Source organism: Saccharopolyspora aridisoli (assembly GCF_004348445.1).
Classification (GTDB): Bacteria; Actinomycetota; Actinomycetes; order Mycobacteriales; family Pseudonocardiaceae; genus Saccharopolyspora; species Saccharopolyspora aridisoli.
This window is the reverse complement of the sequence record NZ_SMKV01000037.1, coordinates 19,015-39,605: the sequence shown is the minus strand read 5'-3', so window position 1 is coordinate 39,605 and position 20,591 is coordinate 19,015. Positions and strand designations below refer to the sequence as shown.

General features: G+C 70.0%; 15 protein-coding genes and 1 pseudogene. 4 read left to right on the top strand and 12 right to left on the bottom strand.

The window, feature by feature from the left end; all coding sequences use genetic code 11:
- Window positions 1-172: 172 nt before the first annotated feature.
- Window positions 173-487 (top strand): hypothetical protein, encoded by a 315-nt coding sequence (locus E1161_RS22515; RefSeq protein ID WP_132626503.1) that lies wholly within the window; start codon window positions 173-175, stop codon window positions 485-487.
- A gap of 12 nt (window positions 488-499) precedes the next feature.
- Here the strand turns inward: E1161_RS22515 and E1161_RS22510 are convergent, their stop codons facing one another.
- From E1161_RS22510 to E1161_RS22490, 5 genes and pseudogenes are all read right to left on the bottom strand, one after another.
- Window positions 500-4,540 carry a tetratricopeptide repeat protein gene (locus E1161_RS22510; RefSeq protein ID WP_132626501.1) on the bottom strand — a complete coding sequence of 1,347 codons (4,041 nt, stop codon included), beginning with the start codon at window positions 4,538-4,540 and terminating at the stop codon, window positions 500-502.
- A gap of 153 nt (window positions 4,541-4,693) precedes the next feature.
- The gene (locus tag E1161_RS22505) at window positions 4,694-5,881 is read right to left on the bottom strand and encodes a lysozyme (protein ID WP_235875228.1); all 1,188 of its coding nucleotides are present in this window, start codon (window positions 5,879-5,881) and stop codon (window positions 4,694-4,696) included.
- Between the two features lie 196 nt (window positions 5,882-6,077).
- Window positions 6,078-7,471, bottom strand: a pseudogene (locus E1161_RS22500) (tripartite tricarboxylate transporter permease).
- A gap of 101 nt (window positions 7,472-7,572) precedes the next feature.
- Window positions 7,573-8,034, bottom strand: a complete 462-nt coding sequence (locus tag E1161_RS22495; protein ID WP_165939908.1) for a tripartite tricarboxylate transporter TctB family protein — start codon at window positions 8,032-8,034, stop codon at window positions 7,573-7,575.
- Window positions 8,035-8,039: 5 nt separating this feature from the next.
- Complete coding sequence (locus tag E1161_RS22490; RefSeq protein WP_132626497.1) at window positions 8,040-9,038, bottom strand: tripartite tricarboxylate transporter substrate binding protein; 999 nt, start codon at window positions 9,036-9,038, stop codon at window positions 8,040-8,042.
- 228 nt (window positions 9,039-9,266) lie between these two features.
- On the opposite strand from E1161_RS22490, the gene E1161_RS22485 reads away from it, so the two are divergent.
- Complete coding sequence (locus E1161_RS22485) at window positions 9,267-11,672, top strand: Tex family protein (RefSeq protein WP_132626495.1); 2,406 nt, start codon at window positions 9,267-9,269, stop codon at window positions 11,670-11,672.
- Between the two features lie 53 nt (window positions 11,673-11,725).
- Here the strand turns inward: E1161_RS22485 and E1161_RS22480 are convergent, their stop codons facing one another.
- From E1161_RS22480 to E1161_RS22460, 5 genes are all read right to left on the bottom strand, one after another.
- Window positions 11,726-11,920 carry a DUF397 domain-containing protein gene (locus tag E1161_RS22480; RefSeq protein ID WP_132626493.1) on the bottom strand — a complete coding sequence of 65 codons (195 nt, stop codon included), beginning with the start codon at window positions 11,918-11,920 and terminating at the stop codon, window positions 11,726-11,728.
- A 227-nt stretch (window positions 11,921-12,147) separates the two neighbouring features.
- Window positions 12,148-12,909 carry a MerR family transcriptional regulator gene (locus E1161_RS22475; RefSeq protein WP_132626491.1) on the bottom strand — a complete coding sequence of 254 codons (762 nt, stop codon included), beginning with the start codon at window positions 12,907-12,909 and terminating at the stop codon, window positions 12,148-12,150.
- A 250-nt stretch (window positions 12,910-13,159) separates the two neighbouring features.
- The gene (locus E1161_RS22470; RefSeq protein ID WP_132626489.1) at window positions 13,160-14,686 is read right to left on the bottom strand and encodes a tripartite tricarboxylate transporter permease; all 1,527 of its coding nucleotides are present in this window, start codon (window positions 14,684-14,686) and stop codon (window positions 13,160-13,162) included.
- A gap of 3 nt (window positions 14,687-14,689) precedes the next feature.
- A complete protein-coding gene (locus E1161_RS22465) occupies window positions 14,690-15,226 on the bottom strand; it encodes a tripartite tricarboxylate transporter TctB family protein (protein WP_132626487.1) in 537 nt (178 codons plus the stop codon).
- A complete protein-coding gene (locus tag E1161_RS22460; RefSeq protein ID WP_132626485.1) occupies window positions 15,223-16,209 on the bottom strand; it encodes a Bug family tripartite tricarboxylate transporter substrate binding protein in 987 nt (328 codons plus the stop codon). Before E1161_RS22460 ends, E1161_RS22465 begins: the two co-directional genes overlap by 4 nt.
- A 287-nt stretch (window positions 16,210-16,496) precedes the next feature.
- Between E1161_RS22460 and E1161_RS22455 the strand changes: the two genes are divergently transcribed.
- Entirely contained in the window at window positions 16,497-18,059 is a 1,563-nt protein-coding gene (locus tag E1161_RS22455) for a sensor histidine kinase (protein WP_408012014.1), read from the top strand.
- Window positions 18,056-18,739 carry a response regulator gene (locus tag E1161_RS22450; RefSeq protein ID WP_132626483.1) on the top strand — a complete coding sequence of 228 codons (684 nt, stop codon included), beginning with the start codon at window positions 18,056-18,058 and terminating at the stop codon, window positions 18,737-18,739. Before E1161_RS22455 ends, E1161_RS22450 begins: the two co-directional genes overlap by 4 nt.
- An 86-nt stretch (window positions 18,740-18,825) precedes the next feature.
- Here E1161_RS22450 and E1161_RS22445 read toward each other — a convergent pair whose 3' ends face one another.
- Both E1161_RS22445 and E1161_RS22440 read right to left on the bottom strand, forming a co-directional pair.
- Window positions 18,826-20,028 carry a cytochrome P450 gene (locus tag E1161_RS22445; RefSeq protein WP_132626481.1) on the bottom strand — a complete coding sequence of 401 codons (1,203 nt, stop codon included), beginning with the start codon at window positions 20,026-20,028 and terminating at the stop codon, window positions 18,826-18,828.
- Window positions 20,028-20,591: a GTP-binding protein gene (locus tag E1161_RS22440; RefSeq protein WP_235875227.1), complete on the bottom strand. Its 564-nt coding sequence runs from the start codon at window positions 20,589-20,591 to the stop codon at window positions 20,028-20,030. The genes E1161_RS22445 and E1161_RS22440 overlap by 1 nt, the downstream gene beginning before the upstream one ends.

Here is a 20,591-nt window from a genome sequence, read left to right as displayed (position 1 = left end):
AACGCGGGAAACAAGCAAGCGTTTGGTTGCACTCGAATTAGCCCGCGTTCGCCTTGCGAACGGCCCCTGAAATCACTTTCCGTGATCGACTGGTAGCTCTCCGCTGTGTTAAAGTCTGGCGAAATGCCGTGCACGTGCAGACGAGCTGCGACGAAAGATCTGGGGGTTTCAGATGCCTTCGTCAGAACGAGTCGGCGAACCCGACCCGAGCATGTGGTTGCGCCAGTTGGTGCTGCGGGGGTTCCAACTCATGCCACCGGTGCGCGACGGCACCGGGGAGCTGGAGGCGCTGATCTACGTGCGCCCGCACGGTGACGTCATCGACATCGTCGAGGTCCTGGCCGAAGACCACGTCCGCGCCGCGCGAGTACCGCGCCGCGGCGAGATCCGCACCGACGACAACGAAGCCTGCTGGCGCACGACCGGCACCGTCGTCGACGTCGTGGACCAGGTTCTCTCCCTGCCGAAATCGCTGATCCGGGCCTGAGGACCCGGATCACTAGCGGGCTTCGCGGCTGCCCACCGGGGTTTCCGCCGCCCGCAGTTCGTTGAGGCGGTAGTTGGCCTGGGCCGCGAGGTGCTCGCCCGCGCCGAGGACCCGTTCGTATGCTTGGCGTGCTCCGGCCAGGTCGCCGCGCCGGTGCAGCGCCTCCCCCAGGCTCAGCACCGCTTCCGGGGCAGGCTCCGGTGCGCCGATCTCCACCGCGCAGCGCAGGTAGACCAGCGCCGAGTCCGGGTCGTCGTCGGCAAGCAGCGCCGAACCCGTCTCCTGCGCCCATTCCGCGACGTGCGCTTCGGGAACCACCGCGGTCATCCGCCGCAGCGTGTCGGCGGCCTCCAGGTGGTCGCCGTGGCCGCGCTGCTCGTCGAGGACGACCCGCACGTTGTTCAACGCGTCCTCCCCCAGCTCCGCCTCCGGCACGTGCGTCGCTGCCCTGACGAACGCGTTCACCGCGCCCGGCAGGTCACCGGTCTCGTACCGGATCAGCCCGATGCCGAAATCGCCTCGCCCGGCCAGTTCCGGGTCCTCGCAGTTGCTGACGCGCTCGAAGTGGCGCTGCGCGGCGTCCCTGTCTCCGTCCTCCAGCAGCAGTTCGCCGAGCCGGCTGCGAGCGGAGTCGGAATGCAGCGGAACTCCCAGCGCCACCGCGCGTTCCAGCCACCGCACCGTCTCGGAACGCTCCTCGGCGCGGTCGGCGAGCAGCAGGTGCGACAGGACGGCGGTCGATGGGTCTTCCGATTCGGCGGCGCGCAGCAGCATCTCCGCTGATCCGGGCGCGGATTCACCGACGGCGCGGATGCGGCGCTGCAGTGCCATGCCGAAGATCTCGGGCGACTCGGCATCGCGCTCGGTCTCGTCCCAGGTCCGCTTGGCCTCGGCGGCCTCGCCGACCCGGTGCTGCAGGTAGCCCAGCAGCACCCCGGCCTCCACCGCCGCCGTCCCGGTTCCTCCGGTCTTGGCGTGGCGGGCGACGGCGATCGCGCCGTTGAGGTCGTGCACGCGGATCAGCAGCTGGGCCATGAGCACCCCGGCGCGCGCTATGGCGGCGGGTTCACCAGTGCGGATCGCGCGGCGGTACCAGCTCAGCGCGATGGCGTTCTCGCCCCGCTCGTCGGCGAGCTTGCCCAGCGCTATGTGCGCCTTCGGCAGCGCGGTGCGGTGGCCGTGGTCGGCGACCAAGCGGAAGAACGCGGGCGCGTCCGAGCCGCCTGCCGCCTGCGACCGGCGGCCGAAGTCCAGGCCCAGTTCGGAGCAGATGCGCGCGTCCTCGTCAGCGGCGTCGGCGAGGACGCGGGCAGCGGCGGCCAGATCGGTCCAGGCCGCGCACCAGAAGTCGGCGACCGGCCCGGAGCCGTAGTGCTCGGCCACCGCGCTGCGCGCGGCGTCCACCTGGCCCTCGCGCAACAACCGGTGCGCGCGTTCGTCGAAGGATTCCTCTTCACCGGCGGGGGGTTCCGGCTCCGGGAGGGTGGCCCGGATCTCGGTGAGGCGCGCGGCGGCCTCCTCGGACCTGTCGACCCCGGCGGCGGCGACCTCGGCGAGCAGTTCGGCGGCGTGCTCGGGTTTGCCGCCGTGCTGCAGCAGATCCGCCATGCTGAACTTCGCGACGGCGGATTCTTCCGGGTCCGAGCCCTCAGCCGCCCGGCGCCAGGCGTCCAGCGCGCCCTCTGCGTCGCCCTTCTCCTCGCGCATCGCACCGAGGAGCAGCAGAGCGCGCTGCCGCAGTTCGACGTGCCCGGATTCGGCGATCAGCCGCAGCGCCCAGTCGGTGAACTCGGGGACACCGCGCCGCAGGTAGCAGTGCGCGAGGTCGAGGCACAGCTGGCTGACGGTGAAGTGCGCTTCGTCCTCGTCGGCGAGCCACATGAAGCTCGCGCGCGCCGGTTCGAGCTCCTGACGAAGCGCGCGCATCGCGAACACCGACGCCGGGGCCACCGTGGACGACGACCCCGCGGCGCGGGTGAACATCTCCAGCGCCAGGTCGAGGCGATCGTTGTGGACGTGGTGCTCGCCGAGCAGGAACGCCGCGCGCGGCCCGTACTCGGAGTGCCCGCTGGCGGCGGTGCGCTGGTAGAGGTCGATCAGCGCCTCGTTGCGCTCCAGCGTCCGGTAGATCAGCGAAAGCTTGCCGAACACGTCACCGAGGATCGCCGGATGCCCGGTGACCAGCGCGGTTTCGAACGCGGCGATGGTGCCGTCCGGGTCTCCCTGCTCCATGAGCAGCTCGCCCAACCTGCTGGCTGCCCACGGCCGCAGCGCGGGGTGGCCCTCGTCGACGACGCGTTGCAGCAACCAGCGGGCCTGCTCCTGGTCATCGCCGAGCAGCAGGTCCTCGGCCAGCGCGTAGCGCGCGGCGGTGGCGCACAGCTCGTTCGGCGACTCGGCGAGCCGCGTGAGGTCTTCCAGCGGGGTGTCCCCGCCGCGTTCGGCGCGGGTGGCCTCGGCGAGCTCGCGCACCGCCGGTTCCGCACCTGCGAGCAGTGCGTCCAATTCGGACTCATCGTCGCGTTCGACGCGCAGCAGCACGGGGAGCACGCCTCGCGCGGCAGGTTCGTCCAGCAGCGCGTCGATGAACGCGGCGTGCCGCGCGTCCGGACCGGTGCCGGTGGCCGCGAGGCGGCGCAGCTGCTCCCGGGCGCGACCAGCATCACCCAGCGCGGCTTCAGCGATGGCCAGCGAAACCTGCGCGCGCGAAGCGGTTTCGGGATCGCCGTCGACGAGGACTTGGTAGGCCTCGCGCGCACCGGTGATGTCACCGGAGGCGGCGGCCTGCCGCGCACGGCGTTCCAGCTCGGCGGGGTCGACGGGCTCGCGTTCGATCGGCGGGATGACCAGCCGCGCGGTGTCCTCCACGCCCGTCTCTTCGGCGTCCATCATGGACAGCGCCAGTGCCGCTTCGTGCGCGACGGTGGCGTCCTCGGCCTCCGCGGCCAGCCGGAACGCCTCCGCCGCCGCTGCCTCATCTCCCTGGTCGTACCTCAGCACGCCTACGTGGTAGGCCGCCCGCGGCGCCTTGTCCGGGTGCCCGGACGCCACGACCCGGCCGAACGTCTCGATCGCGGCCTCGACCTCACCGGTGTCGCGCTGCAGCTCGGCCAGCACGCCCAGCGCCTCCAGGCCGTAGCGCGGGTGGCGGCTGTCGATGACTCGCTGCAGCACCTCACGGGCCTGCGGAATCCGGTCCGTCCGGCGCAGTTGCAGGCTCAGCTGGATCAGCGCCCGCAACCGCACGCTGGGGCGCGGGTCGCGCGCGGCGCGTTCGTAGGCCCGCACGGCTCCGGCCGGGTCGTCGAGCGCCACCAGCACACCACCGCGCAGCACGTGGCCCCAGGCGAGGTGTTCGGGATGGCCGAGCTCGATGATCTGCTCGGCGAGCCGCCGGGTGACCTCGGTGTCATCGGCGTGCAGCGCGTAGAGCTTGCCCGCGCCGAGCGACCCGTAGTGCGGGTGACCGCTGTCGAGCAGCTTGCGCAGCAGCGGTTCGGCGTCGTGGTCGCGTCCCTGCTCCAGCATCGCCAGCGCGCGCTGGTAGGCGATCTGGAGGAACTCGGTTCCCTCGGTGCGCTCGGGCGGCAGGTTGAGCTGCTGGGCGGCTTCGACCACGGCGGGATCGCCGCAGGACAGCGCGCGGGTGCGGGCCTCGCGGGCCCCGGCGATGTCGCCGAGCTGTTGGAGCACCTGGGCCAGCAGGACGTCGGCACGGCCCGCCTCGTCGGGTTCGGCGCCTTCGGTGGCGAAGCGCAGCAGCACCTGGGCGGTGGGCAGTTCCCCGGTGTTGAGCAGCAGGTGCCCGAGGGCGAGGGCGGCGGCCTGAGCGTGCACGGGGTGGCCGGAGTCGATCACTCGTTGGTAGACGTCGCGGGCGGCGGCGAGGGCTTCGTTCTCGGTGAGGATCGCCCCGAGCATCAGGCCGGCTTGAGCGGCCGCTTCGTAGTCGCCATCCTCCAGCACGGTGCGTAACGCCTGCGCAGCGGCGTCGTGATCACTGTCGAGCAGCAGCTGCCTCGCTCGCGTGACCTCTTGCTCCCACCGTGACATTCCGCCGCGCCCTCCGATCGGGTGATCGCCGAGGACGAGAATATCGCCCTCGGCGCGCGTGCAGACCGGCCGCGGCCACCTTTCCCCCGCACGCGCGAAAGGAGCGGGCCGCCCATGCGATGGACGACCCGCTCCCAGGATTTGCGCGCTCGGTCAGCTGGCGAGCTGCTTGAGGCGCTCGAAGCCTTCCTTGTACTGGTTGATGTCGGTGTTGCCTGCGACTCCGGCGACCTCGCCCTTGTCGGTGTACTGCCAGAAGTCCCAGTCCTGGAACCCCTTGGGCACCGTGGGGCTGTCAACCTCGTAGGCGGCGAGCCACAGGTCGTGGTCCTTGAACGTGTCGGTGCTGCCCATGCACTGCTTCCAGAAGGACGGGTTCGCGTAGACGATCGGGTCCTTGCCGGTGCGCTGCTTGACCGTGTCGTTGAACGACTTGGTCCACTGGTGCATCTGGTCGACGCTCATGCCGTAGCAGCTGCCGCCGTTGGGGTCGACCTCGAGGTCGAGCACCGGAGGCAGGGTCTTGCCGTCGTTCTTGTAGTCCATGATGTCAAGGAAGCGGTTGGCCTGGGTCGCTCCGTCGGAGTCGTCAGGCCGCGCGAAGTGGTAAGCACCCGCGATCAGGCCCGCGTCCTTGGCACCGTGGTACTGCTCGGAGTACTTCGGGTTGGAGAAGTCGGTGCCGTCGCTGGCGAGCACGAAGGTGAACTTCTTGTTGTCGGCGGCGACCTTCTTCCAATCGATGTTCCCGTTGTGGTTGGAAACGTCGATGCCTTCGACCGGCGGGCCCAGCGGTGCGTCCTGCTTGGCCTCCTCGGCCTGGGCCTGGGACTTGGTCTCCGCGCGGGTCTGCGGCGGGTCGGCCTTCTGCTGCTCGATCGGAGCGGCCACGGCGGCCTCTTCGACGTCGTGCTCGTCGTTACCACCGGCGACGCCGCCGATGATCAGGCCGACGACGCCGACCGCGGCGATACCGGCACCCACCTGCATGGAGCGGAGTCGGGGAGCCTTCTTGACGGATTCGGGGACGTGCGGCGCAACCCTCTCCCGGAGGCGCCGCACGGCGGGGGCGTCCTGCACGCGCTGGAGCAGCGGCGACAGCCACTGCATCAGGCGCTGGAGCAGCGGCGCGAGCCACTGCATCAGGCGCTGGAGCAGCGGCGCGAGCCACTGGCCGACGCTGTGCGCCGCTGGCCGCACTCGATCCACTGCCGTGCGCAGAGCGTTGTCCGCTCCCAGCGCCTTGGCCTGCCACCCGCGCTCGTTCGCCTCGTGCTTCGGGGTAGAGACGTGGTCGTTGCTTTCGGGGGATCTGCTGTGGTCGGGGGTCTCGGGTTTCACGCACCCCACACTCCGCGACGGAGAGTGGTCTGCCATCGAGGTTAATACCTAGGCAACTACCTAGTTTCACTCCATCGGGTATCAATGCCCACATGGCCATTTACGCACTGTCAGGCACCCCCCAGGGCGTGCCGGAATCCTAACCACAGCGCCACCCCGTCCCTGCAACCAACCCCCGGCTCGTCCCGGCGCTCGGTCACCGGGCACGGCGCGTGACCGCGCGGCGCAGCGGAGCCCCGAGCGCGACGAGCAGGGCCAGCACAGCCACGACCCAAAGACTGATGGCGATCGGGCCGGAGACCAGGATCGACAGGTCACCCTCCGAGATGGTCAGCGCTCGGCGCAGCTGCTGTTCGGCGATCGGCCCGAGGATCAGGCCGACCACCGCCGGAGCGACCGGGATGTCGGCCTGGCGCATCAGGAGCCCCAGCAGCCCCAGCGCGCACAGAACTACCAGGTCGACCGTCGTGCCACCGGCCGCGTAGGTGCCCAGCGCGGCGAAGACCAGCACCCCGGCGTAAATGCCGTAGCCGGGATCGTCAGCAGCTTCGCCCACATCCGCACCAGCGGGAGGTTGAGCACCAGCAGCATCAGGTTCCCGATGTAGAGGCTGGCGATGAGCGTCCACACCAGCGGTCCGGACTCCTCGAACAGCTCAGGCCCCGGTTGCAGCCCGTAGGACTGGAACGCGGTGAGGATGACCGCCGCGGTCGCCGAGGTCGGCAGCCCGATGGTCAGCAGCGGCACCAGCACACCCGCCGAGGCGGCGTTGTTGGCCGCCTCCGGCCCCGCCACCCCCTCGATCGCGCCGTGCCCGAACTCCTCCGGGTGCTTGGTCAGCCGCTTCTCCACGCTGTAGCTCAGGAAGGTCGGCACCTCCGCTCCGCCGGCAGGAAGGCTGCCGATCGGGAAGCCCAGCGCCGTCCCGCGCAGCCACGCCGGCCAGGACCGCCGCAGGTCGGAGCGCGACAGCACGACGCGGTCGCGCAGCGGCTGCACGGTCGAGGACCCGGTCCCGCTGAGCAGGTGCCCGAAGGACTCGCTGAGCGCGAAAAGCGCGATTACCACGATGACGACGTCGATGCCGTCCAGCAGCGAGTCCACGCCGAACGTCAGCCGGGGCTGCCCTGTCTGCGAGTCGATGCCCACCAGACCGACCGCCACGCCGACCAGCAGGCTCGCGACCCCCTTGAGCAGGTCGGGGCCGAGCAGCGCGCTGACGGTCACGAACGCCACCGCCATCAGCGCCACGTACTCCGGCGGGCCGAAGCTGGTGGCGAACCCGGCGACCACGGGCGCCAGGAACGTCAGCCCGAGCGTGCCGATGGTCCCGGCCACGAAGCTGCCGAGCGCGGCGGTGGCCAGCGCGGAGGCGGCACGTCCGGCGCGCGCCATCTTGTTGCCCTCCAGCGCGGAGACCATCGAGGCGCTCTCGCCGGGGGTGTTGAGCAGGATCGAGGTCGTCGACCCGCCGTACATCCCGCCGTAGTAGATCCCGGCGAACAGGATCAGCGCGCTGGAGGCCTCCAGCCGGAAGGTGATCGGCAGCAGCAGCGCCACGGTCAGCGCCGGACCGATGCCGGGCAGCACTCCCACGGCCGTGCCGATGGTCACGCCCACCAGCGCCCAGAGCAGGTGCCCCGGCGTGAGGGCGTTGGCGAATCCGTCGAGTAGCAGTCCGATCTGTTCCACTAGAAGCCCCAAGGTCCGCTGGGCAGGCTCAACCCGATGAGCCGGTCGAAGACGAAGAACACGCCCGCGGCCAACGCCCACCCGTAGGCGAGCAGCACCCAGCGGCGCGGCGCACCGAGCAGCAGCGCGGCGCCGACGAACAGCCCCGTCCCGGTGAGCACGTAACCGGCCAGCGGCAGCAGCACCGCGAAGGCGAGCAGCACCACGACCAGCGCGACCACCCGCCACCAGGCGCCGGGGAGCTGCGCGTGCGCGGCTCCGGGTAACCGGATCTTGGCCTGCACCAGCAGGCCGATGCCGACCGCACCGAGCAGCACCGCGACCAGCGCCGGCATCACGGCCGGTCCCATCGCCGAATTCTGGTCCGGCAGCCGCGTCGCGTCGACGATGATCACCACCGCGCCCAGCAGCATCAGCGCCCCGAACAGGCCGGTGGCGAGCACGTTTCGACGGTCCTGCACGGCCATCACCCCAACCCGATCTTGCCGAGCACGTCGGACACCCGGTCCTGCTCGGCGCGGAGGAAGGTCTCGAACTCCGGGCCGCCGAGGGTCGCGTCGCCCCAGCCCTCTTCGGCGAGCGCCTCGCGCCACTTCGGCGACCGGGTCATCTCGAGCAGCGCCTGCTCCAAAGCCCGTTCTTGATCAGCGGAAATGCCCTTCGGCGCGACGACCCCGCGCCAGTTGTCCAGCTCCACGTCCAGGCCGCGCTCCTCGAGCGTCGGCACGTCGGGCAGCGTCGGCGCCCGCTGCGCGCTGGAGACCGCCAGCGCCCGCATCTGCCCGGAGGTGATCTGCGGTTCGAGCTCGGAGACGCCTGAGATCGCGACGGTGGCCCGCCCGGACAGCGCGGTGCTGAGCAGCTCACCGCCACCGGAGTGCGCGACGTAGGACAGCTGCCCCGGATCGGCACCGACGGCCTGGGCGATCAGGCCGGCGAGGATGTGCTCGGCTCCCCCGGCCGATCCGCCCGCGATGGACACCGCGCGCAGGTCCCCCCGCATCCGCGTGGTGAGGTCCGACAGCGACTGGATCGGCGAGTCCTTCGGCACGGCGATGACTTCGGCGTCGGTGGTCAGCCTGACCAGCGGGGTGGTGTCGTCGAGCGAGACCGGTGAGTCGTTGGCCTTGACGGCGCCGACCATGATCAGCCCGGTCACCAGCAGCTGTGCCGGATCACCCTGGAAGCGGACGAACTGGCTGAGCCCGATCGTCCCGCCCGCGCCGGTGACGTTGTAGACCTCGGTGCGACCGACGCTGTCCTGCAACGAGCTCTGCATCTCGCGCGCTGTCTGGTCCCAGCCGCCGCCGGGCGCGGCCGGTGCCATCAACCGCAACTGCCGGTCGCCGAGCACCTGCGCCACGGGGCTGCCGTGCCGCTGCTCGGCTGGTGCGGCAACGATCACCGCTCCGGTGAGCAGCACCGCCACCACCCACGGGATCACCTTCGTCGGAGAGTGCCGCATTGTTCGCCTCGTTCAACGCCGAGCGGACTGTCCACAACTGTATACAGACCCGCACTCGCCTGAGACAAGGGTCACAAGATCTCGAATCGGTACGTCACAACGGATCTCCGAAAGCCCCCCGCCCGACCCGACACGCCGGGTCGAGTGGCACGGTTGCGCTGGTGTCCCTTCGGGCACAATGCTCGATCGGATCTGGCGAAGATCGCAGAGAAGGCGGAACCAGGAAACGTGACGACTGTTCATCAGAAGATCGCCGAGGAGCTCGGGGTCCGCGAAGGCCAGGTGGCCTCTGCTGTCGAGTTGCTCGACGGCGGGTCGACCGTGCCCTTCATCGCGCGCTACCGGAAGGAAGTGACCGGGGCGCTGGACGACGCCCAGCTGCGCACGCTCGAAGAGCGGCTGCGCTACCTGCGCGAGCTCGAAGAGCGGCGCGCCACGGTGCTGGAGTCGATCCGTTCGCAGGGCAAGCTCAGCGACGAGCTCGAAACCCAGATCAACGCCGCCGAATCCAAGGCGCGGCTGGAGGACATCTACCTCCCCTACAAGCCCAAGCGGCGCACCAAGGCCCAGATCGCCATCGAGGCGGGCCTGGAACCCCTGGCCGACCAGCTGCTGGCGGATCCGAGCAACGATCCGCAGGCCACCGCCGAGGGCTTCGTGGACGCCGACAAGGGCGTCGCCGACACCCAGGCCGCGCTGGACGGCGCCCGCTCGATCCTCGTGGAGCGCTTCTCCGAGGACGCCGACCTGATCGGGGAGCTGCGCGAACAGGTGTGGACGCGCGGTCGGATCGTCTCCAAGGTCCGCGAGGGCAAGGAAGAGGACGGCGCGAAGTTCGCCGACTACTTCGACTTCGACGAGCCCTTCACCGCGCTGCCCTCGCACCGCATCCTGGCGCTGTTCCGCGGCGAGAACGAGGACGCGCTGGAGCTCTCGCTGGAGCCCGACGACGGCACGCCGGTCGAGGGCCCGACCTCCTACGAGCTGCGGATCGCCCAGCGGTTCGACATCTCCGCGCAGGGCCGCCCGGCCGACAAGTGGCTCTCCGACGTGGTCCGCTGGGCCTGGCGCACCCGGATCCTGACCCGGCTGAGCGTGGACCTGCGGCTGCGGCTGCGCCAGCACGCCGAGGACGAGGCCGTGCGGGTGTTCGCGGCGAACTTGCGCGACCTGCTGCTGGCCGCCCCCGCCGGTTCCCGCGCCACGATGGGTCTGGACCCGGGCTACCGCACCGGAGTCAAGGTCGCGATCGTCGACGGCACCGGCAAGGTCGTGGCCACCGACACGATCTTCCCGCACCAGCCGCAGCGGCAGTGGGACCAGGCCCTGGCCAAGCTGGCCGCCCTCGCCCAGCAGCACGACGTCGACCTGATCGCCATCGGCAACGGCACCGCATCGCGCGAGACCGACAAGCTGGCCGGTGAGCTGATCGCCAAGCACCCCGAACTGGGGCTGAGCAAGGTCTCGGTCTCCGAGGCAGGCGCGTCGGTCTACTCGGCCTCCGCCTACGCCTCGCGGGAGCTGCCCGACATGGACGTGTCGCTGCGCGGCGCGGTCTCGATCGCCCGCCGGTTGCAGGACCCGCTGGCCGAGCTGGTCAAGATCGACCCGAAGTCGATCGGCGTCGGCCAGTACCAGCACGACGTCTCGGAATCGAAGCTGTCGCGCTCGCTGGACGCGGTGGTCGAGGACTGCGTGAACGCCGTCGGCGTCGACGTCAACACCGCGTCGGCGCCGCTGCTCACCCGCGTTTCCGGCATCAGCGAGACCCTCGCGGAGAACATCGTCGGCCACCGCGACGGCAACGGCCCGTTCCGCAACCGCAAAGCGCTCAAGGACGTGGCCCGGCTGGGGCCGAAGGCGTTCGAGCAGTGCGCCGGCTTCCTGCGGATCCCCGACGGCGACGACCCGCTGGACTCCTCCGCGGTGCACCCCGAGGCGTACCCGGTGGTGCACCGGATCCTGGAGCGCACCCAGAGCGAGATCGACGCGCTGATCGGCAACGCGGAGCTGCTCAGGCAGCTGAGCCCGCAGGACTTCGTGGACGAGCAGTTCGGTCTTCCCACGGTGAGCGACATCCTCTCCGAGCTCGACAAACCGGGCCGCGACCCGCGTCCGGAGTTCAAGACCGCGACGTTCGCCGAGGGCGTGGAGAAGATCGCCGACCTCCAGCAGGGCATGACGTTGGAGGGCGTGGTCACCAACGTCGCCGCCTTCGGCGCGTTCGTGGACGTGGGTGTGCACCAGGACGGTCTGGTGCACGTCTCGGCGATGTCGAAGAACTTCGTCAACGACCCGCACGACGTGGTCAAGTCCGGGGACATCGTCCGCGTGAAGGTCCTCGACGTCGACATCCCGCGCAAGCGGATCTCGCTGACGCTGCGGCTCGACGACGAGCCGGGCAAGGGCGGCAAGCCCGAGCGCGCCGAGCAGGGCGCGCGCAACGGCGGCGGCCGGGGCAACGCCCCGCGCAACGGCGGCGGGAACGGTGGAGGCGGCAACCGCGGCGGTGGCGGTGGCAACCGCAACGGCGGCAGCAAGCAGAACCGCGGTGGCGGAGGCCGTCAGCGCAACGACGCCCCCAGCGGCGCGATGGCAGATGCCCTGCGCAAGGCGGGTTTCGGCAAGAACTGAAGCCGAAGGCTCGTAGGTGCCCTCCGAATCGCTTCGGAGGGCACCTACGCACGTCACCGGTCGAAACGCCCGGCCTTGACCGCCGTCACGAACGATCTCCACTGCTGGACCGAAGCGGTGAGGGGGTCGTCCTGGCGGTGCGCCGAATTCCGCACTGCAACACCGAATCTCGAAGTACCGACCTCGACGCGGGAACTCACGTTCTGAGACCGCGACGAAGCTCGCCAACCGGCCGGGTTCGCTGTCATGTTCTCGCGCCTTCCAGCTCATCAGAGTATCGCGACCAAAATCCGTTGTCTCACACGGACCGATCACCAGTCCAAGAAGGGTAGACGTCGGGTTCCGGCAGCTCCCCACTTCCTCGTGGCCGAACGACGTCGCGGGCCTTCCGGGCCGCGAGCTGAACCGATCTCGTGACGCAGGACACGTCCACACCGGAGCGGAAAACGGGGAGTGCGACCAGCGTTCGGGCCGATCAGCTCTTCGCCGCCTCCCGGCTGCCCTCAGGGACGCTGCCCTGGGCCATGACATCGGCCATGCGCTCGCCGACGACGGCGGGGATCAGCCGTTCAGCGGAACGGATCGCCGCCGCCTGCAGCGCGTTGAACACCAACGGCCGAAGCCGGTCGATGACGTCGCTGTAGAAGGGCGTCGCCTCCTCCACGGTCGTCACGCGCGTCACGACGTGCCTGCGGACCAGGTCGGCGAGGTCGTCGCCGAGCCCGTCGACCTTATTCAGCATGTTCTCGGCGATCGTCAGCGTTTCATCGAGCGGAATGCCGAGGGCCACCATCTCCGCGGCCGCGTCGTAGAGCAGCGGACTCGTGGTGACGAACCCGCGTCCGCGCCGTTCCAGGATTCCCAGGGCGATGACGCGCTTGATCGCGCTCGGGGTGATCCGCGAGCCGAACTTCTCGCGCAGCTCCCCCAGCGTCACCGAACGCGGTTCCTCCATCGCCCAGGTGCGGTCGGCGACGGCCTCCTCCAGACCCAGCACCTCGCCGAGACTGCGGCCGGATTCCCAGGCGCCGAGCATCTCCTTGATCTGGGCGAACGCGTACCCGCGCTCCAGCATGCTGATGATCAGCTTGAGCCGTGTCAGGTGCGCATCGGAGTAGATCGCCGTGCGCCCCTCCTTGCGTGGCGGCGGCAAGAGCTCGCGGTCCTGGTAGACGCGCACGTTGCGCACCGTCGTTCCCGCAGCCCGGGCGAGGTCGTCGATCCGATAGTCCACCACCTCGCACAGTGTAGTAACTCCGCGCAAAGGCGCACCGATGCCCGTGCCCCGCGCACAGGCCGGACAGCGGACGAGTTCCGCTGCGGCGGATTGTGATCCTTCCGAGGTCCCGCAGGCGAACCAGGGTCGGCCGCGTGCCCGCGCCGCTGATCGGAGCGCTCGATACCGCTTTGCAGCAGCCAATCACGCAGTGGCCCGGTCGAACGGTTGCGTTCGACCGGGCCACTTCAGGAGGTGGCGTCTTCGGGGGTTAGACGTCCACCTTCTTCCCCTCGTGGGGTTCCTGGCGGTTCGCCTCGCGCTTGGGCAGCAGACGAGCCAGCAAGGGCCAGACGAGGATCACCGCGACGATGCAGTAGACCGTGATCGAGAACGACGTGTTGACCAGGCCGCTGAGGCTCCCGTCGCTGATCTGCAGCGCCCGGCGCATCTGCTGCTCCGACGTCGGTCCCAGGATCACCGCGATGATCGCGGGCAGGACCGGCAGGCCGTAGCGGCGCATGGCGAAACCGATCAAGCCGATCACGAACAGCAGCAGCAGGTCCATAGGCTCACCGCCGACCGCGTACGCACCGACGCTGGCGAAGAACAGGATGCCCGCGTACAGGTGCGGCCGCGGGATCTGCAGCAGCTTCGCCCAGACCGGCGCCAGCGGCAGGTTGAGCACCAGCAGCAGCACCGAGCCGATGAACATGCTCGCGATCAGCGCCCAGACGAGCTCGGGCTCACGGGCGAACAGCAGCGGACCGGGCTGGATGCCGTACTGCTGGAAGGCCGCCAGCATCACCGCGGCCACCGCCGTGGTGGGCAGGCCCAACGTCAGCATCGAGACCATGGTCCCCGCCGCGGACGCGCTCGCCGCTGCCTCCGGGCCGGCCACGCCCTCGATCGCGCCCTTGCCGAACTCCTCGCGGTGCTTGGACAGCCGACGTTCGGCCACATAGGACAGGAACGTCGGGATCTCCGCGCCACCAGCTGGGATCGCCCCGAACGGGAACCCGATGAACGGGCCGCGCAGCCACGGCTTCCACGTGCGTCGCACGTCCGCGCCGGACAGCAGGGCGCGGCCGACCGGGATCGGCGCGGCGTTGCTGCGACGCAGGTGCGCGGCGACCCACAACGACTCACCGATGGCGAACAGGCCCACCGCGACGATGATGACGTCGATGCCGTCGGACAGGTGCAGCAGGCCGAAGGTCAGCCGCTGCTGACCGGTCATCTCGTCCAGACCGATGATCCCGATCGTCAAACCGATCAGCAGCGAGGCGAAGCCGCGGATCCGGGACTTGCCCAGCACCGAGGTGATCGCGATGAACGCCAGCACGGTGATCGCCAGGTAGTCCGGCGCACCGATGTCCACCGCCAGCGAGGCCACGGTCGGCGCGAGCAGCACCAGCAGGGTCAGACCGACGATCGCGCCGATGAAGTGCCCGACGGCCGCGGTCGCGAGCGCCTGCGCGCCACGACCCTTGCGGGCCATCGGGTTCCCTTCCAGCGCCGCGATCACCGAGAAGCTCTCACCCGGCGTGTTCAGCAGGATCGAGGTCGTCGACCCGCCGAACATGCCGCCGAAGTAGATGCCGGCGAACATGATGAAGGCGCTCGTCGGCTCCAACGCGTAGGTGACGGGCAGCAGCAGCGCCACCGCCATCGCCGGTCCGATTCCTGGCAGGACGCCGATCGCGGTGCCCAGCAGCACGCCGAGCGCCGCCCACACCAGGTTCATCGGGGTCAGCGCGGTGGCGAAACCGTCGAGCAGCAGGTTCAGCGATTCCATCTGTTACAGCACCCCCATCAGCGGGCCGCCGGGCAGGGGGACACCGAGCAGGTTGTTGAACACGAAGTAGGTCACCACCGACAGCACGGCCGCCAGCAGCGGATCCCGCACCGCGTTGCGGCTGCCCAGCGCGTACGCGCAGGCCCAGAACAGGATCATCCCGGACAGCGGGAACCCGATGACGTTGATCAGCACCGCGTTGGCCAGGAACGACGCCGACAGCAGCAGGACGGTCCGCCAGTCGCTGGGCGCCGAGAGGTCCACGTCCTCACCGGTTTCGGATTCGCCGTGCCCGCCGCGCAGCACGTCGCGGGCCAGCAGCACCGACACGAGCAGCAGCAGACCGCCGATGAGGAACGGCACGGTCTTGGGCCCGACGGGTCCGCGCTGGGTGAAGTCGGTCGAGATCGACGCGGCATCGGAGAGCACCAGCACGCCCAGCAGCGCCAGCAGCACGCAGATGCCCAGCTCGGAGTGCTCGCGCATCCAGTTCCGCTTGGAGCCTTCGGTCTCGGGGGTCTTGGTCGCGGTTCCTGTCATGCCAGCCCCAACTCCTTGAGCACCGTGGCCACCCGGTCGTTCTCCTGCGCCAGGAACTCACCGAACTGCGGTCCGGGCTGGTACGCCTCGGTCCAGCCGTTGCGCTGCAACGCTTCCTTCCACTCGGGGGTCGCGTTGAGGCGCTCGTACAGCGACACGAGCTTGGCGCGGTCGCGTTCGTTCATCTCAGGCGGGGCGACGACGCCGCGCCAGTTGGTGAAGTTGACGTCCACACCGGACTCCAGCAGCGTCGGCGCGTCGACACCCGGCAGGCGCTCCGGGCCGGTCACCGCCAGCACTCGCAGTTCGCCGGCCTCGATCTGGTCGCGGTACTCGCCGATTCCGGAGACGCCGAAGGCCACCTTGCCGCCGAGCACCGAGGCGAGCAGCTCGCCACCGCCGTCGAAGGGCACGTAGTTGACCTGCTTGGGAGCCAGGCCGATGGCCTTGGCCATCAGCATCGGCGCCAGGTGGTCCGGCCCGCCCGGGGACGAACCGCCGCCGACCGGGACCTCGCCGGGGCGGGCCTTCCAGTCGTCGATGAGCTGGTCGAGGTTCTGGTACTTCGAGTCCTTGCCGACCACGATCACGTCGGATTCCTCGACGAGCTTGGCGATCGGGGTGGTGTCCTGCAGCGACACCGGCGAGTGGTTGGTGTAGACGCTGCCGACCACGCCCAACCCCATCGACATGGCCAGCTTGCCGTTGCCGCGCTCGTTGACGACGCGCCCCAGCCCGACGGTGCCACCGGCGCCCGGGAGGTTGAAGACCTCGGTGTTGCTCTGCAGACCGGCGTCTTCCATCGCCTTGACCGCGGTCCGGGCTGTGATGTCGTACCCGCCGCCGGGCGAGTTGGGCACCAGCACTCGCAGGCCCCGGATCTGTGCTTCGGCGCTGCTGTCACCGCTGGTGCTGATCAGTGGCGGCACCAGGAGCACCAGCAGCACGGCTGCGATGGCAGCCAGCGCGCTGCGTAGCCGCACGGGCAATCCCGCCTCTCCATTGTGGTCGGAACGTGAGCTGGCTCATGCTGCACGCCCGCACACCGCCGTGTCTCGCTTAGGCACGTAACGACACTTCCGGAACTTCTGTAACCCGACCGAGTGAAGAACACGAACATCGAGCAGAACGCGCTGCACCCCTCCACCAGCCCGACCCTCCCGACCCTTGATCCACTTCGCCTCCACGACCGGGGGAACGCGCGCCTCGACCAGGTTCTTCGCGGAAGTGGGGCTGCGAGCGGTTAACGTTCCGGGCGAGGAGGTGCGCGGTGTTGCGTGTGCAGGGGAGCTTGTCCCGGCAGCTGCTGAGCTGGCAGCTGCTGATCATCCTCGTGCTGCTCGGCACCGTCGCGGTGTACTCCGTGGCCCAGAGCGACGTCGCTTTCCGGGCGAGCGAGGGGCGCAAGATGCTCTCGGTCGCCGAAGACCTGGCGGCCACCGAGACCGTCCGGGCGAGTCTGGCGGACCCCTACCGGCGGGATGCGCTCCCGATCCTCGCCGAGAGCGCGCGCAGCCTGTCCGGTGCTGACCAGGTGATCATCGCCGACGCTCGCGGCAAGGTGCTGACCTCGCCCGATCCGGGCCAGCGCGGGCAGCCGCTGCCGCTGGGCGAGTCGAGCGTGCTGCGCGGTTCGGCGTGGGTCGGCGAGGTCTCGGCGGACGGGACCGACACGCTGGTGGCGCACGTTCCGGTCATCGCCAACGACGCCCGGCTCGTCGGTGTCGTCGCCGCCGGCCGCAACACCCCCGACGTGCTGCAGGGGTTGCGCGAAGCCCCGGAGAACCCCCTCGCCCTGCTGGCCTTCGCCGCGTTCCTGGGCATCGCCGGGTCGGTGCTGCTGGCCCGGCGGGTCAAGCGCCAGACGCTGGGGCTGGAGCCCCAGGAGATCACCCGGCTCGTCGAGCACCGCGAGGCGCTGCTGCACGGAGTGCGCGAAGGCGTGCTCGGTGTGGACGAGCAGAACCGGATCACGCTGGTCAACGACCAGGCGCTGCGACTGCTGTCGTTGCCGCAGGACTGCCTCGGCCACGACATCGACTCCCTCGAACTGGGCGACCGCGCCCGCGACGTGCTCACCGGGCGCTCCGACGGCGTGGACCAGATCGTGCTGCGGGAGGGGCGGGTCGTGGTGCTCAACCGGATGCCGATCTCCACGGTCGGCGCGGTGGTGACCATGCGCGACCGCACCGAACTGGTCGACCTGCAGCGCGAGCTCGCTGTCCACCGCGACACCACCGACACGCTGCGCGCCCAGGCCCACGAGTTCTCCAACCGCCTGCACACCATCTCCGGTCTGGTGGAGCTCGGCGAGCACGACGAGCTGCAGCGCTACGTCCAACGCATCAGCCACCACAGCGAGCAGTGGCACGCCGAGGTCACCGCCCGCGTGCAGGACCCGGCCACGGCAGCGCTGCTGATCGCCAAGTCGAGCCTCGCCGCCGAGCGAGGGGTGGGCCTGCGGCTCAACGAGGGCGGTTTCCTCGGCGAGATCGATGAGGAGCTGTCCGCCGACGTGGTGACCGTGCTCGGCAACTTCATCGACAACGCACTCGACGCGCTGGAGTCCACGCAAGACGCGTGGATCGAGGTGGAGCTGCGGCAGAACGACGAGATCACCATCGTGGTGCGCGATTCCGGCCCGGGGGTGGCCCCGGAGATCGTCGAGGAGGTGTTCCGGCACGGCTTCACCACCAAGGCCGCGCGCGGTGGTGAACGGGGGCTGGGCCTGGCGCTGACCAGGCAGATCTGCCGCAGGCGCGGCGGATCGGTGGAGGTGCACAACGCCGACGGCGCGGTGTTCACCGCGCGGCTGCCGTGGGAGGGAGCATGATCAGAGTTCTGGTGGTCGACGACGACTTCATGGTCGCCAAGATCCACAGCGGGTACGTCTCGCGGGTGGACGGCTTCGAGGTCGTCGGCGTCGCCCACACCGGGGCCGACGCGGTCGTCGCCGCCGACGAGCTGCGCCCGGACCTGGTGCTGCTGGACATCTACCTGCCCGACATCGACGGCATGTCGGTGCTGCGCCAGCTGCGCGGACGGCCGGCCGCCGACCCGGACGTCATCGTGATCACCGCCGCCCGCGACCTGGACACCGTCCGCGGTGCGATCCACGGCGGCGCGCTGCACTACCTGATCAAGCCGTTCAGCTACGAGGCCCTGCGGGAACGCCTGGAGAGCTTCCGCTCGCTGCACCGCACCCTCGCCGACCTCCCCGGCGACGCGCCTGCCGCCCAGCAGGACGTCGACCGCCTCTTCGGCACCCGCGCCCGGGGCGTCACGCCGCCGAAGGGGCTTTCCTCCGAAACCTCCCGCGTGGTCGAGGACATCCTCCGCGAGCGCTCCACCGCAGGCGGCGACCTCTCCGCGACCGAGTGCGCCGACGCCACCGAGATCTCCAGGGTCAGCGCTCGCAAGTACCTGGAGCACTTCGTCGAGTCCGGCAGGGCCGAGGTCCGCCTCCGCTACGGAGGAACGGGCCGCCCAGAACGCCGCTACCGCTGGCTCTGACCCTCCCCGGGAGGTGTCCGGTTTCAATGGAAATCCGATTCCTGATTTCCATTGAAATCGGGAACTTCGGCCGAGGACGGGTTCGTCTAGTGCGGGGAGAAGGTCACCGGTAGTGAGGTCAGACCTCGCATCAGCACGGACGGACGCCAGGTCAGGTCTTCCGGGTGGACGCCCAGGTCCGTGTCCGGGAGGCGGTCGAGGAGGACCTCGATCCCGGTGGTGGTGATCGTCCGGGCGATCTCCTGGGCGGGGTAGGGGCAGCCGTACTCACCGTGGCTGAACGACAGGTGCGCGTGGTTCCCGGTGGCGCCCTCGTGCCCGTGCGGCCGGACCTGCGGATCGGCGTTGGCCGCCGCCAGGCCCAAGGCCAGCAGATCTCCCTCCCGGATGGGTTTCCCGCCGAGTTGGACGTCCTGAGTTGCCCAGCGGCCCACGTGGTTCTGGATCGGGGTGTCCTCCCAGAGGACTTCGTTGAGCGCGTGCCCGACGCTGCTGCGCCCACCCGCGAGGTCGACGGCGAAGCGGGGTTCGGTGAGCATCAGCCGCAGCGCGTTGCCCATCCAGTCCGACGTCGTCAGGTGCGCCTTGCCGAGGATGATGAACAGGTCAGCGGCGATCTCGTCCTCGGTGAAGCCGATCGGGTGCTTCACCAGGTGGGACACCAGGTCGCCGGTCGGTCTCGCGCGTCGCTCGCGGACCAGCCGCTGCATCCGGGCGACCGTGCGCTCGTGCGCGCCCACCGCTTCCTCGCCCTCCTGTCCGGAGAGCGCGACGTCGTGGGTGAGCATCGGGGCCTCGTCGTCGGCCAGCCCGTAGACCTTGGCCATCGCCAGCAGCGGGATCTGGTGGGTGTACTCCACGACGAGGTCGGCGAAACCGCGACCGGCGAACCGGTCGATCAGCGTGTCGCAGATTCGTTCCACCGCAGCCGAGATTTCGAACGCGTCCACTGTGTCCAGTGCTTCCCGCACGACTGCGCCGCGGGTGTGGTGTTCATCGACGTCGGCCAGCAGCGCCGACGGCCTGGGTTCGACGTAGGCGCGCAGCGACCAGTTCTCCGGGACGATGTGCCAGCGGTTCCAGCGTCGCGGGTCGCGGCTGAACAACTCGGGATTGCGCACCACGTAGTGCACTTCGCGGTAGCCGAGCACGCACCAGGCCGGGACGCCGCCCTCCAGCTGCACGGGCGCCACCGGACCGTGGTCGCGCCGCAGCTGCCGGTACACCGCGGCCGGGTCGCGGTGGAAGCGCTCGCCGTACAAGGGAGTCGTGCTGACGTGCGGGCCCATCACAGGCCCCGCGCCAGCGACGTCTCGTGCAGGTGCTCCACCAGCCGCACCAGCACCTCCTTGCTGGACTCCCGGTCCCGGGCGTCGCAATCGAGCATCGGCACCTCATCGGGCAGGGCCAGCGCGTCGCGCACCTGCTCCAGCCCGTGCTTGGGAACGCCGAAGTTGTTGCGCGCCACCACGAACGGCGTTCCCTGCTCCTCCAGCCGGTCGATGGCGTACCAGCAGTCGGCGATGCGGCGGGAGTCCACCAGCACGACCGCGCCGAGGCAGCCGCTGAACAGCTGGTCCCAGATGAACCAGAACCGCTCCTGCCCCGGCGCGCCGAACAGGTACAGCACCATCTGCTCGTTGAGCGTGATGCGGCCGAAGTCGAAGGCCACCGTCGTGGCTGCCTTCGCGCCCACGCCGGCGGTGGAGTCCACGCCGACGCTGGCGGTGGTCATGGTCTCCTCCGTGTTCAGCGGCCGGATCTCGCTGACCGAGCCCACCATGGTGGTCTTGCCGACCGCGAAGCCGCCGATGATGACGATCTTCAAACCATCGGACGCGGTGTGCCGCAA